The organism is Gemmatimonadaceae bacterium (assembly GCA_016720905.1).
GTDB lineage: Bacteria > Gemmatimonadota > Gemmatimonadetes > Gemmatimonadales > Gemmatimonadaceae > Gemmatimonas.
Genome location: JADKJT010000013.1, coordinates 1 through 13,897 on the forward strand (window position 1 = coordinate 1; position 13,897 = coordinate 13,897).

The 13,897-nt window shown below is 66.0% G+C and carries 10 protein-coding genes and 1 pseudogene; 10 read left to right on the forward strand and 1 reads right to left on the reverse strand.

Annotated features, from left to right (window positions below):
* The 10 genes from IPP90_11930 to ftsA form a co-directional block, all read left to right on the forward strand.
* On the forward strand, window positions 1–1,168 hold a 1,168-nt coding region (locus IPP90_11930), incomplete at its 5' end, for a hypothetical protein (protein ID MBL0171422.1).
* A 39-nt stretch (window positions 1,169–1,207) separates the two neighbouring features.
* A complete protein-coding gene (locus tag IPP90_11935) occupies window positions 1,208–2,587 on the forward strand; it encodes a UDP-N-acetylmuramoyl-L-alanyl-D-glutamate--2,6-diaminopimelate ligase (GenBank protein ID MBL0171423.1) in 1,380 nt (459 codons plus the stop codon).
* Complete coding sequence (locus IPP90_11940) at window positions 2,584–3,996, forward strand: UDP-N-acetylmuramoyl-tripeptide--D-alanyl-D-alanine ligase (protein ID MBL0171424.1); 1,413 nt, start codon at window positions 2,584–2,586, stop codon at window positions 3,994–3,996. The genes IPP90_11935 and IPP90_11940 overlap by 4 nt, the downstream gene beginning before the upstream one ends.
* Before the next feature lie 39 nt (window positions 3,997–4,035).
* Window positions 4,036–5,178, forward strand: coding sequence for a phospho-N-acetylmuramoyl-pentapeptide-transferase (locus IPP90_11945; protein MBL0171425.1), 1,143 nt, complete (start codon window positions 4,036–4,038; stop codon window positions 5,176–5,178).
* Window positions 5,179–5,196: 18 nt separating this feature from the next.
* Window positions 5,197–6,645, forward strand: coding sequence for a UDP-N-acetylmuramoyl-L-alanine--D-glutamate ligase (murD, locus tag IPP90_11950; protein ID MBL0171426.1), 1,449 nt, complete (start codon window positions 5,197–5,199; stop codon window positions 6,643–6,645).
* Window positions 6,642–7,832 (forward strand): cell division protein FtsW, encoded by a 1,191-nt coding sequence (locus IPP90_11955; protein MBL0171427.1) that lies wholly within the window; start codon window positions 6,642–6,644, stop codon window positions 7,830–7,832. Before murD ends, IPP90_11955 begins: the two co-directional genes overlap by 4 nt.
* The gene (locus tag IPP90_11960; GenBank protein MBL0171428.1) at window positions 7,832–8,944 is read left to right on the forward strand and encodes a UDP-N-acetylglucosamine--N-acetylmuramyl-(pentapeptide) pyrophosphoryl-undecaprenol N-acetylglucosamine transferase; all 1,113 of its coding nucleotides are present in this window, start codon (window positions 7,832–7,834) and stop codon (window positions 8,942–8,944) included. The genes IPP90_11955 and IPP90_11960 overlap by 1 nt, the downstream gene beginning before the upstream one ends.
* A 312-nt stretch (window positions 8,945–9,256) precedes the next feature.
* The gene (gene murC / locus IPP90_11965) at window positions 9,257–10,666 is read left to right on the forward strand and encodes a UDP-N-acetylmuramate--L-alanine ligase (protein MBL0171429.1); all 1,410 of its coding nucleotides are present in this window, start codon (window positions 9,257–9,259) and stop codon (window positions 10,664–10,666) included.
* Complete coding sequence (locus IPP90_11970) at window positions 10,663–11,499, forward strand: FtsQ-type POTRA domain-containing protein (GenBank protein ID MBL0171430.1); 837 nt, start codon at window positions 10,663–10,665, stop codon at window positions 11,497–11,499. Before murC ends, IPP90_11970 begins: the two co-directional genes overlap by 4 nt.
* The gene (gene ftsA / locus IPP90_11975; GenBank protein ID MBL0171431.1) at window positions 11,496–12,749 is read left to right on the forward strand and encodes a cell division protein FtsA; all 1,254 of its coding nucleotides are present in this window, start codon (window positions 11,496–11,498) and stop codon (window positions 12,747–12,749) included. Before IPP90_11970 ends, ftsA begins: the two co-directional genes overlap by 4 nt.
* Here the strand turns inward: ftsA and IPP90_11980 are convergent.
* A pseudogene (locus IPP90_11980) lies at window positions 12,746–13,886 on the reverse strand (MBL fold metallo-hydrolase). The gene ftsA and the pseudogene IPP90_11980 overlap by 4 nt on opposite strands.
* Window positions 13,887–13,897 lie beyond the last annotated feature (11 nt).

The following is a 13,897-nucleotide window of genomic DNA, read 5'->3' on the forward strand; positions in this document are numbered from 1 at the left end:
CGAGCGCGAAGAGTACGAGGCCCTGCGTGATTTCGGGTTCGGCACGCCAACCGGTGTGCCGTATCCGGCCGAGTCGCGGGGGCGACTGCCCGTTCCCACATGGCACGCGCAAACGGCGTCGGCGCTGGCGATGGGGTATGAGATGATGGCCACGCCGCTGCAGATTGCGGCGGCCTATATCGCGATCGCCAACGATGGTGAACTGTTGCAGCCGTCGCTGATCCGGCACGTGCGCGATGCCGACGGCCGGGAAGTCTTTGCCCTTGAGCGACGGGTGGTGCGCCGAGCCATGCAACCCGCGACCTCGCGACTGATGCGCACCATACTGGCCAGTGTCGTCGATAGCGGCACCGCCGTCGCGGCCGACATGGCCACCTACGATGTGGCCGGCAAGAGTGGCACCGCGCGACGCGTGCAGGACGGCGCCTATCGCGGCGGTCACAATTCCACGTTCGCCGGCATGTTTCCGGCGCAGGCTCCGCAATATGTGCTGGTGGTGCGCTTGATCGATCCTCAGGGCAAGATCTACGGCGGCACGGTGGCAGGACGCATCGTCAACGAGATCCTCCAGTCGGCGTTGGCGACGCGCGATGCCTCGCTTGATCGGCGGGCATTGGCCGCCGTTGTGAAGCCGGTGCCGGTGTCGCCGCGCAAGCCATTGTCGTCCCAGGCCATCGCGGCGGCGCTGCGCGATACGGCGCGTTTTGATTCGTTGCGCGCGCCGGCGCCAGTGCCGGTGCCGATGGTTGCCGTGCCGGGGCGTGTGGTCGTGTCGCTGCCATACAGCCCAGCCGCATCCGCGAAACCCGTTGGCGGCGCGCGGCGGCACTGCTGGGCAGCGGGAATACCACCACGCCCGACCCGCGTCGCGCCGAAGCGCGCGCCCTGCCATCGGTGTATGGACTGGACGCGCGACAGGCGACGCTCACGCTGCATGCCGCAGGCTTCCGGGTGTCGTTGGCCACGGGCAGTGTCACGCGCACGCGACCGGCTGCGGGCACGCTCATGCGCGGCGGCTCGACGGTGGTGTTGGAGACCCCGCAGTGACCGGCCACCCGACGGCGCGCGCCGGGCAGCTGGTGTCGACGGTGGTGGACGCGCTGCGCGAGGCGGGCGTGTTGGTCGCCGTGGACGGCGACGCACCGACCTCGTTGACCGATCTCGTTGACGACAGTCGCCGGGTCACACCGGGGCGTGCTTCGTGGCCGTGAAGGGGCACGCGCAGGATGGTCACGATTGGCTGGATGCGGCCCAACGTGCCGGTGCGGCGTTGCTGATTGTCGAGGATGCGTCGCGCGTGGCCGGGATGTCGACACCACTGCCAACCCTCACCGTTCGTGATGGTCGCCGCGCGGCGGCCATCGCGGCCGCCGCGTTTCACGACTGGCCGGCGCGTGAACTCATCATGGTTGGTGTCACCGGCACCAATGGCAAGACCACCACCGTCGGACTGCTGCGGCACCTGCTGCATCGGCCAGACCGTCCGGCGGCCTCCATTGGCACGCTAGGGGTGCTGATGGGTTCGGCCGGTGAACCCGTGCCGGGCGGGCAGGGGCTCACCACGCCGGGCCCCGTCGAGTTGCAGCGACTGTTACGCCAATTGCGCGCCCGCGGCGTGTGCACGGTGGCCATGGAGGTGTCGTCGCATTCACTCGATCAACGCCGCGTCGAGGCCATCACGTTTGCCGCCGCAGTGTTTACGAATCTCACCCGCGATCATCTCGACTATCACGGCACGATGGAGGCGTATCGCACGGCGAAACTGCGCCTGATCGGATTGCTCGCGCGTGACGGCGTGGCGTTGTTCAACAACGATGATCCGTCCTGGCAGGGGGTGCCGAACGCACCGCGGCGAGCGACGTTTGGCGTGGAGAGTCCGGCCGACGTCACGGCGCGCGATGTGGTGTTCCACACGCACGGCAGCCGTTTCCTGCTGGTCGCTCCGTCTGGCGCGTTGCCGGTTTCGCTGCCGCTGATTGGCGACTTCAACGTCTCCAACGCGCTCGCCGCGGCATCGGCCGCCCTGGCGCTGGGCGTGTCGCTGGCCGATGTGGCGGATCGACTGTCCACGGTGCCACAGGTACCGGGTCGCCTGGAACGGCTGCGCACCGCACCAACGGTCCTGCGTGATTATGCCCATACGCCGGATGCGCTGGACCGCGCGTTGCGAGCCGTGCGGCCGTTTACGCAAACGGCCGACGGCATGAGCAGCAAGCTGATCGTGGTCTTCGGCTGCGGCGGCGACCGGGATCGTGGCAAGCGCCCGGACATGGGACGCATCGCGGAAGCGCTGGCCGATGTGATCATCGTCACCAGCGACAACCCCCGCACCGAGGATCCCGAACGTATTCTGGATGACATCGAAGCGGGCATGCGTCGCCGAAATCATCGACGAATTGTCGATCGGCGCGAGGCCATTGCCGCAGCGCTGCAGGTGGCGTCGCCCGAGGACGTCATCGTGCTCGCCGGCAAAGGTCACGAGACCTACCAGATTCGCGGCACCGTGTCGTATCCGTTTGACGAGCGTGTCATTGTCGAGGAACTCTCGGCGGCGCTGGGGGACGACGGTCCGTCGCATACATCATGACCACCTATTCTGCCGCAGGAACCGCCTTCGCGCCCGTTGACCCGGTGCTGCCACTCCTCCCGCATCCATACTGGACCCGGGAGCGGGTGGCGCGCGCGTTGCACACGGGCCCCAGCTCGCAGGCGCCATTCGGTGGTGTGTCCACCGATACCCGTCACATCACGCGCGGGGATCTGTTCGTTGCCCTGTGCGGCGAGCGCTATGACGCGCACGATTTCCTGCAGGACGCGCGCGATCGCGGTGCGGCGGCGTTGGTGGTGAGCGATGCGACCAAGGCGGTGGGACTCGGTCTGCCCGTCTATGTCGTCCCCGACACGCTGGTTGCGCTGGGACAGCTCGCCACGGCGTGGCGACGCGCCTGGGGACGCAGCGTGATCGCCGTCGCCGGATCGAATGGCAAGACCAGCACCAAGGAGCTGATCAAGGCGGCACTCGGGCGCACGCTGCAGGTGCACGCCACGGCGGGAAATCTCAACAACCTGATCGGCGTCCCGCTGACGCTCCTGGCGATTCCGTCTGATGCCCAGGTGGCCGTCGTCGAGTTGGGCACCAATGCACCGGGCGAGATTGCCACGCTGCGCGCTATCGCGGAGCCCGATGTCTCGGTCATGACATCGATTGGCGAGGAGCATCTTGAGGGCCTGGGAGATCTCGCCGGCGTGCTGCGCGAAGAGGCCACCGTGTTCGACGGGGTCCCGTTGGCCATTGTCCCCTCGGCGCAGCCCGAAGTGTCGCGCGCGGCCAGCGGATGGGCGAACACCATTGTATCGGCGGGTCTGGTCGACGCCGACGTGACACCGACGGCCTGGGGGCTCGATGATCAAGGGCGGCCGTGGCTTGAGGTAGACGGCGTGCACTGCACGCTGCCGCTGCGCGGCGCGCATATGGCGGCGAACGCGATGCTCGCCATCGCGACGGCGCGCGCGTGCGGTGTGTCCATGGAGGCAGCGGCGGCGGGGATGGCGGCCATGCCGGTGCCCAGCATGCGCGGCGTCTGGGAACACCTTGGCGAGGCCGTGCTGATCAACGATGCCTACAACGCCAACCCGGCGTCGATGCGGGCCGCACTGGAGTTGCTCGCGCAGGTCGGCGCGGGTCGGCAACGGGTGGCGATTCTGGGAAGCATGCGTGAACTGGGTGCACAGTCGGCGCAGCAACATCGCGAAGTGGCGCGCGCCGCGTTGGCGTCTCCGGCCGATGTCATTGCGGCCGTCGGCGATTTCTCAGACGCGTTTGCAGTCGAGGCACCAGGCGATCCGCGCGTGGTGGCGACCACCGAGTTTGACGCCCTCTGGCCGTTGCTTGAACCGCGACTGCAACGCAATGCCGTGATGTTGTTGAAAGCGTCGCGAGGGATGAAGCTTGAGCGATTGGTGCCCATGCTGACTGAATGGGCCGCCCGCACGTAGTCTCCCGTCTCCCGTCTCCCGTCTCCCACCCCTTCCGCCTTGCTCTATACGCTCCTGCAGCCCTACGCGCGCGACATCCGCGTTCTCAACTTGCTCAATTACATCACGTTCCGGTCGGCTGCTGCGTTTGTGACCGCGTTGGTGGTGTCGTTCGTGATGGGGCCTTTCATTATCAAGCGGCTGCGGGCCATGGCGGTCCATCAGGTGGTGCGTGCCGGCACGCCCGACTCGCACGCGGGCAAGGGCACCACGCCGACCATGGGCGGTCTCATCATTCTCGTCGCCTCCATTCTGCCGGTATTGCTCTGGGCGCGCCTCGACAATCGATACGTCCTGCTGGCCGTGACCGTGATGTTATGGATGGGGGCCATTGGGTTTCTGGACGACTATCTCAAGCTGCGTCAGAAGCGCGCCGGCCTGAAGAACGAAGGGTTGGTGGAGCGTTACAAGCTGGCGGGACAGGTCACGTGTGGCATCGGACTGGGATTGTGGCTGTGGTTGGCGCCGCTGTCGACGCTACCGGGTGCATCCACCACGCTGCCGTTCGTGAAGTACCTCATCATTGTGCCAGCATCAGGGGCGCTGGCGTGGCTGTATGTCGGCTGGGTGACGTTCATCCTCACCGGCTTCAGCAATGCCGTCAATCTGACGGACGGACTCGATGGTCTCGCGTCGGGGTTGATGGCCATCGCCGTGCTGACGCTGGGACTGTTTGCCTACGTCGCTGGTCGTGTGGACACCAGCGCCTACCTGCAGATCTTCTATCTGCGCGGCGCGGGCGAACTGACGGTGTTCTGCGGCGCGGTTGTCGGCGCCTGCATCGGCTTTCTCTGGTACAACGCGCATCCGGCCCAGGTGTTCATGGGGGACACCGGTGCGCTGGCTCTTGGTGGCGCGCTGGGCGCGATCGCCATTCTGCTCAAGAGCGAATTCCTGTTGCTCATTGTCGGCGCGGTGTTCGTCGCGGAAACGCTGTCGGTCATCCTGCAGCGCACGGTGTTCAAGTACCGTCGCCGTCGCTATGGCCTCGACTACGCGCAGAAACATCGGGTATTTCGACGGGCCCCGCTGCATCATCACTTCGAGATGCTGGGATGGCCGGAATCACAGGTGGTCATTCGCTTCTGGATTCTCGGTGTGCTCTGCGCGATTCTCGCGCTCAGTACGCTCAAATTGCGCTGACGGCGGAGACGCGCACTCATGAGTGATCCACGCAATGCACGCGGACTGACGTCACCGGAGTTGGCCGCCCTGGTGGCGCGGCGTCTGGCCGAACGCGACGGGGAATTCGCCGTGGTCGGACTGGCCCGCAGCGGCACCGCCGCAGTGCGACTGCTGCGCGCCGCCGGGTTGTCCGTGTATGCCTCTGATGCCTCGGCCAGTGCGGCGGTGCACGATACCGCGGCACAGCTTGAGGGTGTCGGTGCGAAGGTGCAGGTAGGCGGACACGATTTGGCGCGGCTCGCGCGCGCGGCCGTGGTGGTGGTGAGTCCGGGCATCCCGCCGGAGGCCGCGCCGCTGGCGGCGGCCCGCGCGGCGGGCGTCCCGATTGTCAGCGAGGTCGAGATTGCGTTACGGCTGCAACCGGCGCTTCGGGTCATTGCCACCACCGGGACCAACGGCAAGACCACCACGACCGCCCTCATTGGCCACTTGCTGCGGGCCCTCGGGCACGACGCCGTCGATGTCGGAAACATCGGCACGCCGGTGTCGGAAATCGGACTGCGCGCGGTGCCACCGACGTGGGCCTCACTGGAGATGTCCTCGTTCCAATTGCATGACACGCCCGGATTCCTTCCCGATGTCGGCGTGCTGACCACACTCAGCCCCGATCATCTCGACCGCTATGCGAGCGTCGCCGACTACTACGCCGACAAGGCGCGGTTGTTTGGCAATGCGTCGGTCTCATCGCAATGGGTCGTGACCGCTGATAGCGAGGACGTGACGGCGATGGTTCAGGGTGTGCCCGGCCGCATGTATCGGTTCTCCACGCAGCGGCAGGACGTCGAGGCATTCTTCGACAGGACGAGCGGCCTGCTGCACGTGCTGGGCGCGCCCGTGGTTGCCCGCGAACGACTGGCCTTGACCGGCGATCACAACGTGGCGAATGCACTGGCCGCACTGCTGGCGGTCATGGTCGCCGATCCAACGCATGCCACGCCGGGCGCGCGCGATCGACTGGCGGCCGCCATTGCCACGTTTCATGCCCTGCCGCATCGACTCGAACCCGTGGCCGATCGTCAGGGCGTCCTCTGGCTCAATGATTCGAAAGCCACCAACGTGGCGTCAACGCAGGTGGCGTTGGCCGGCATGACGCGCCCCACCATCCTGTTGCTCGGTGGTCGACACAAGGGGGAAGCGTACACGTCGCTCGTCCCGCAGCTGCTGCGCATTGCCAAGGTCGTACTGGCATACGGCGAGGCCGGACGTCTCATCGCGACTGATCTGGACGCTCCCTTGCACGGGCGCGTGATGTTCGAGCCTCTGGGCGATGCACCGTTCGCCGCCGTGGTCGCGCGTGCTCGGCAACTCTCGTCGCCGGGCGACGTGGTGCTGCTGTCTCCGGCCTGCTCCAGCTACGACATGTTTGCCAACTACGAAGATCGCGGTCGCGCATTCGCGCGATTGGCGCAGGGCGCCGCGTCGTGAACGCGCCAAGCTTGCCGGGAACGCGAGAGCGATGGCGCATGGGGGTGGAGGCGCGCGCCCTGCTGTTGGTCACCGCGGCGCTGGTGGCCTTTGGTCTGGCGGTGCTGTACAGCGCCAGTGCCTTGGTGGCCATCAACGCGGGAAGCCCAGGGCATTACTATGTGCTGCGGCAAGCCACCGGGGTGGTGGTGGGGATGGTGCTGTTTGCACTGATGGCCAAGTTTGACGCGGAAATCTGGCGACGATTTGCCTGGCCGATCATGGGACTCAGTCTGTTCCTGATGTTGATCATCATCCTGCCGGGGACCGAGTCGATCTCGGGACGGCTGTACGGGTCGCGCCGCTATCTGTTCAACGGCTCCATGCAACCGTCGGAACTCGCGAAGTTCGCCGTGCTGGTGTGGACACCGATGCTGCTCGTGAAGAAGGGGGACGCCGTTCGTCGTCTCGGGAAAGGCCTGCTGCCGTTCGTGGTGGTCATCGGCGCGTTGAGCGTGCTGGCGATTCTGGAGCCTGACTATTCAGTGGCGATGATGTTCTGTCTCCTCATGGCCGTGCTGCTGTTCGTCGGCGGCGCCCGGGTGGCGCACTTCATCTTCCTGGGCGCGCTGGCGGTGCCGTTGCTGGTGCAGCAGGCCTCGAAAAGCACCTACGTTCGTGAGCGGGTTCGCAGCTTCCTGGCACACGAAGAGAGCGATTCCACCCGGAAGGCGTCAACCGGCGATCAGCAGTATCAGTCGCTGGTAGCCGTGGGGTCCGGGGGCGCACTCGGCGTCGGTTTCGGGCAAGGCAATCAGCAGCGTGGCTGGTTGCCCCTGGCCTACAACGACTTCGTTGGATCGGTGGTCGGCGAAGAGTTTGGATTCGTCGGTGTCGCGGGCCTCACCATCGCCTTCGCGCTGTACGGGTGGCTTGGCTTCCGCATCGCACGCAACGCGCGCTCGCCGTTTTGTTCACTCCTCGCCACCGGACTCACCTTCACGACCGTCCTCACGGCGTTCATCCACATCGGGGTCGTGATCGGATTGTTGCCCAATACGGGGCTCACCCTCCCGTTTGTCTCGTATGGCCGGTCTAACCTGGTACTGACTCTGGCCATGACCGGGATCCTGGTGAACATCGGCAGCGATCGGGAACGGGTATATGGCGTGAGTGCCACCGATCCGTTGGTCGTCCGGCCCACCTAGTGGCTGATTCCGCACGACGCCGAGTTTGGTTTGCCGGTGGCGGCACCGGCGGGCACCTATACCCCGCACTGGCCATTGCCCGCGCATTGGTACGCCATGACGGCGCCTTCGCCCCGCTGTTCATCGGCGCGCACCGCGGTATCGAACGTGACGTACTGCCGACCACCGAATTCCCGCACACGCTTCTGGACCTGCATCCCCTCTATCGTCGGACGCCCTGGAACAATTGGCGGACGGCGGTCGGCGCGATCGGGGCGTGGCGCGCGTTGTCTCGCCTCGCCCTGAGCGAAAGACCGGAGGCGGTCATTGGCACCGGTGGCTATGTGGCGGGGGTGGCGCTCGCGTGGGCCCGCGCGCACGGCGTGCCGACGGTCCTGCATGAATCGGATAGTCATCCGGGAATGACAACCCGTGTCTTTGCCAGGGGCGCGCGTGCCGTCTATCTGGGATTCCCGGAAGCCACGCGATTCCTTTCGACATCGCCGCAGGCCGATGTTCGGGCACTCGGCGCGCCAATCGAAATGCCACCGGTGGACCGGCTTGCTCGCGCTGCGGCGCGCGCCGTGTGGAATCTGCCGGCGGACGCCTTCGTGGTGCTGGCGTTTGGTGGGAGCCAGGGTGCCCGCGCGCTGAATGAGGCGATGGCGGCTTGGTGCGCCAAGGACCTCCCCAATGGCGTGGCGCTCATCTGGGCCACGGGTCGCGCTCAGGCATCCGCGTATTTGGATAGGGAGTCGAGCATGGTGCGGGTTCGGCCGTACCTGAGTCCGATTGCCGACGCGTACGCCGCCGCCGATCTGGCAATCACCCGAGCTGGTGCCATCAGTATCGCCGAGTTGTGCGCGTGGGGGATTCCGTCAGTGCTGGTTCCGCTGCCGACCGCAGCGCAGGACCATCAGGCGCACAATGCGACGGTGGTGGCGGCGAGCGGTGCGGCGGTCCACTTGCCGCAGTCGCAACTGAGTGTCGCACGACTGGAATCGATCGTGAATGAACTCAGGTCACATCCCCAGCGACTTGATGCGATGCGTCATGCCGCCCGTGAGCGCGCACGCCCATCGGCGGCCGACGACATCGCGAAGTCGATCAAGGATTTGCTGACCGCTCGGTGACATCACAATAGTTCCAATAAACATTTTGGTCGAGATGATGCTCTCCCATACGCGAGAGGTGGTGTAGTTGACCTCAGTGTCGAGACGAAGAACCGTTGGTGTCGAATATTTCAACAATGTTGAATCATTGTAAAAATGTGTGGTGGCGACTGATCATCTCACGCCTCATGCGGCTACTGGTGAGCGCTCGTGCCGATTCCCAGCCAGTCGTTCAAGTGGATTCTCGCACGTAGATCACAAGTTGTGTTGTCCACACCAGCGTGTGTGGTGCGACCCCCATGCGCCGCAGGCGTCGACCGACGATATTGGGCCATGATTTCGTTGCTGCTCGATACCACCGATTCGCGACCCGTGCATTTCATCGGGATTGCCGGCGCTGGCATGAGCGCGCTCGCCGAGTTGCTGGCGCGGCGCGGTGTTGCGGTCGTGGGAACAGATGCGAACCCGGGTGGCGCTCCCGACCTCGCGGCGCTTGGCATTGCCGTTTCGGCGCATGACGCCGCGCTGGTCGCACAGGCCAGGGCGGTCGTGTACTCGTCTGCGATCCCGGCCATGCACCCGGAGATGGTCGCGGCGCGTCAGCGCGAGTTGCCGGTCATTCGTCGGGCAGAGGCCCTTGCCGATGCTGTCAGCGGCGGGACGTTGGTGGGAATCGCCGGGACCCACGGCAAGACCACTACTACGGTCATGACCACCGAAGCGCTCGCGGCCGCCGGGCGCGACCCGACGGGCGTGGTCGGCGGTCGCGTGGGGAGTTGGGGCGGCAACCTGAGGCTGGGCCGTGTGGGTGCCGACGGGGCCGTGTACGTGGTGGAGGCCGATGAGTACGATCGGTCCTTTCTCGCGCTGCAACCCGCTGTCGCGGTTGTCCTCAATGTCGAAGCGGACCATCTCGACATCTATCGGGATCTGGACGACATCGAACGCGCCTTTGAGATGTTTCTCTCACCCGCCCGCGTGGTGGTGCGCTGCGCCGACGACGCGGGCGCCATGGCCCTGCGCGTGGCGAGCAGTCGGGAGGTTTTCGCGTACTCGGCGACCGTCAGCGGGGAGGCCCCGGCGACTCACGCCAGCGATGCCCGACTGATTGCGCAGGCGTTGACGCTTTCGGCGTCCGGCGCGCGCTTTGATGTCGTATTTGATGGTCAGTCGCTGGGCGAGATTGAGCTGTCCGTGCCTGGCGTGCATAATGTGCGCAACGCGCTTGCGGCCATCGGGGCCGGGCTCGCGCTCGGGTGCACGGTACCGGCCATGGCGCCGGGGCTGTCGGCATTTCGCGGTGTGGAACGCCGCTTCCAGCGATTGGGTTCGGCGCGCGATATCGACGTGGTCGACGATTATGCGCACCATCCCACTGAGGTGGCGGCAACGCTGGCCGCCGCACGACATGCGTTTCCCGGACGACGTCTGGTTGTGGCGTTCCAGCCGCATCTCTATTCGCGAACGGTTGACCTGCAGCGTGAATTCGCCGAGGCGCTGTCGGCCGCCGATCTGCTCTTCTTGTGCGACATCTACGGGGCACGCGAGGCGCCGCGTCCCGGCGCCAGTTCGGCATTGATCGGGGATCGCCTTCCTCCGGGCCTCCTTGAGTGGAGCGGGCCCCGTACCGATGCCGCGCAGGCGCTCCGGCATGTCGTGCGCGCAGGCGATGTCGTGATCACGATGGGGGCCGGCGATGTCACGCGGACCGGTCCGGAACTGCTCGGGGCGTTGCGCACATGACCGTTGGCATGCCGCAGACCATGTCCTTGTCCTTCGAGTCGGACACGGCGGTCACACGTGGCGCCGGTGCGTCGAGTAGCGTTCCCCGTCGCCCGTGGCGCGATCGGCCGCGTTGGCAGCGCCGCCTGGCCACCATTGCCACGGTTGCCGCTGCCGGCGCATTGATCGCCGGTCCGTGGTGGGGGCCGCTGGCCCTGTCTCGGCTGGACTTCTTCCATGTGCGTACCGTCGAATTCCAAGGCGTGCGATACGCCAAGGCGTCCGAGCTGGTACAGCGACTCAAGGTGGATACCACGCAATCCGTGTGGCAGCCGCTCGATTCGCTGGTGGCGCGTGTGAGCGCCCATCCGATGGTCCTGCGTGTCGATGTCGTTCGCGATCTGCCGGGAACGCTCCGCGTGCTGGTGACCGAACGAACGCCCGTGGCGTTCGTGTCGGTCAAAGGGGGACTTCAGCCGGCAGACGCGACCGGCGCACTGCTTCCCATCGATCCGTCAACGAATCCACTCGACATGCCGGTGGTGGCCAGCGCCGACAGCGCGCTGCTGGGTGTGCTTGACGGGCTCCGGGAGAACGCGCCTGCGCTGTACGCGCGGGTGACACAGGCGCGTCGGGTGGGCCGCGACGAACTCCGGTTCTCGTTGACCGGCGGTACGGTGGGTGCGGCCGGCCCGGCAATGGTCAACGCGATCATCGTTCGGTCCACGTCCGACGTGACCGTGGCGCGATTCCGAGACATATTACCCGTGGAAGCGGATCTTGCGCGGAACCATCTGCGCGTGGTTGAACTCGACCTTCGCTTCCGGGACCAAGTGATCGCCAGACAGCCATGACAACCGACCCAATCGTTGCCGCACTCGACATCGGTACGGCCCACACCACGGCGATCATCGCGGCCGTGCACGGGGATCTGCCGCGCGCACCCGTGCTCAGGGTGCTCGGCATCGGGCGGACGCGCACCATGGGACTGCGGCGCGGCGTGGTCTCCGATATCGAAGAGGCCACGCGATCCATCCGGAAGGCGGTGGACGAAGCCAGCAAGCATGCCGGGGTGGCACCGGACAGTCTGTACGTGGGCATCGCCGGTGAGCATGTCCGGGCGATCAGTTCCTCGGGCGTGGTGGCCATCAGCGGCGACGAGATCCAGCGCGCCGACGTCGAGCGCGTGAACGAAGTGGCGCGCGCAATGTCCATTCCGCAGGATCGCGAATTGTTGCATGCGATTCCTCAGGAATACCGGGTGGACAAGGCCGACGGCATTCGCGACCCGGTGGGCATGATCGGTACGCGGCTCGAGACTGAGATGTATCTGATCACCATCGGGAGCTCGCCGGCGATGAACCTGCGCAAGAGCATCGATCGCGCGGGACTCAAGGTGAAGGAGCTGGTGCTGGAGCCATTGGCCAGCGCCCTCGCCGTGCTGTCCGAGGAAGAGAAGGAGCTTGGGGTCGCCCTGATCGAACTCGGCGCCGGCAGCACGGACCTCGCGGTGTTTCACGAGGGAAAGATCCGTCATCTCGGCACGATCGCCTACGGCGGCAACGCGGTCACCAGCGACATTGTGCAGGGACTGGGCGTGACGCAGAACGATGCGGAGCAGCTCAAGGAAGCGTATGGGTGCGCCTACGAGCCCCTGATGACGGTCGACCAACTCATTGCCGTGCCGGCGACCGCCACGCACGGCGAACGGCATCTGTCACGCGAATTGATGACGCACATCATCCATCAACGCATGGATGAGATCTTCGACAAGGTGCAGCGGGAAATCCAAGCCGCGGGTTTTTCCGGTCGACTCAACGCCGGCATTGTGCTCACCGGCGGCGGCGCGTCGCTGGAAGGCGTCACCGACCTGGCGGCCGACATTTTCGGACTCGGAGTGCGCGTCGGGGTGCCGGGCGAGAAGATCGACGGCCTGGTGGAGACCGTGGCCGATCCGCGTTTCGCCACGGTGGCGGGACTCGCGTTGTACGGCGCGCATCGCGTGGCACTGGGTGGCGTGATGACGCGACGGACCCAGCGCAGCGGCGCGGGCGTGGACAAGCTGGCGGGTCGTGTGAAGACCTGGCTGCAGGACTTCTTCTAGGGCGTCGACACAATCGGATGCTGCGCCGCCGTCTCCCACGGCAATGACGGCCACCAGCGCGTCGTGACAATCGGCGCTGTCGGCTCCACGCTCTCGCCTGGCCGCGGTGTGGCGATGGTTGCGCCACTGAGTGCGGCGGCCGCCAGCACGCGCTCGATCGGCTCGGTCCATCCGTGATACGCAAGACGGAACAATCCCCAGTGCACCGGCAGCATCACGCGACCACGTACCATCGCGTGCGCCTGCACGGCTTGCTCGGGGCCGATGTGCCAGTCGGGCCAGCTGCGATGATACTGGCCCACTTCAATCAGCGTGCAATCAAACGGACCATACCGCGCGCCGATATCGCGCATCGCGGGAAAGAGCCCCGTGTCGCCTGAGTAGTACACACGATGCGCCGGGCCGATCATCGCGTAACCGGTCCACAGTGTCGCATCCTTGTCCAGCAGCATGCGCCCGGATGCGTGTCGCGCCGGCACACTGACGATCTTCACGGCGGCCACCGCGGTGCTGTCCCACCAGTCCAGTTCCTCAATGCGCGCGCTCGGCACGCCCCAATACTCCAGATGCGCGCCTACGCCCAACGGCACGATGAAGCGAGCACCGGTGCTGGCCAGTGCGCGAACCTGTTGGCCGGTCGAGGTGATCATAGTGATCGTGCGAAATGAGCACCACATCGATCGGCGGCAACCGATCCAGCGCGAGGACGGGTGGATACCACCGTGACGGTCCGACGCCCGGGAGTGGTGTCGGACGCGTACTCCACACGGGGTCCAACAAAATTCGCACCCCATCAATTTCAACCAGCGTCGTCGAATGGCCCATCCACGTGATGCGCAACCCGGACACGGGCCACAGCGTCAAACGCGCCGGATCGACGTGCACCACCGGTACCGCCGCTGATGGAATGCCGACCGGGCTGGCAGTGCGCATCGCGGTGAGGCCACCTACGAGATCATTGATCAGCGGTTGTGGATTCTCGAAATGACCGGAGTGCCACTGCGCCGATTGCTCCATGCGTGTGCGGCGCTCGCCATGCGCGAGGTGCCCCATCGGTCGCCATGCCGCAATGGTCGCGAACAGTACGACGGCGACGACAAGTCCGAGCACACCCAGCAGTCCGCGGCGGAAGTACATGGCCACAATAT

Coding starts and splice junctions, on each gene's coding strand:
- murD (MBL0171426.1), top strand. CDS start 5,197: ATGAGTGATCCACGCAATGCACGCGGACTGACGTCACCGGAGTTGGCC.
- murC (MBL0171429.1), top strand. CDS start 9,257: ATGATTTCGTTGCTGCTCGATACCACCGATTCGCGACCCGTGCATTTC.
- ftsA (MBL0171431.1), top strand. CDS start 11,496: ATGACAACCGACCCAATCGTTGCCGCACTCGACATCGGTACGGCCCAC.
- IPP90_11970 (MBL0171430.1), top strand. CDS start 10,663: ATGACCGTTGGCATGCCGCAGACCATGTCCTTGTCCTTCGAGTCGGAC.
- IPP90_11940 (MBL0171424.1), top strand. CDS start 2,584: ATGACCACCTATTCTGCCGCAGGAACCGCCTTCGCGCCCGTTGACCCG.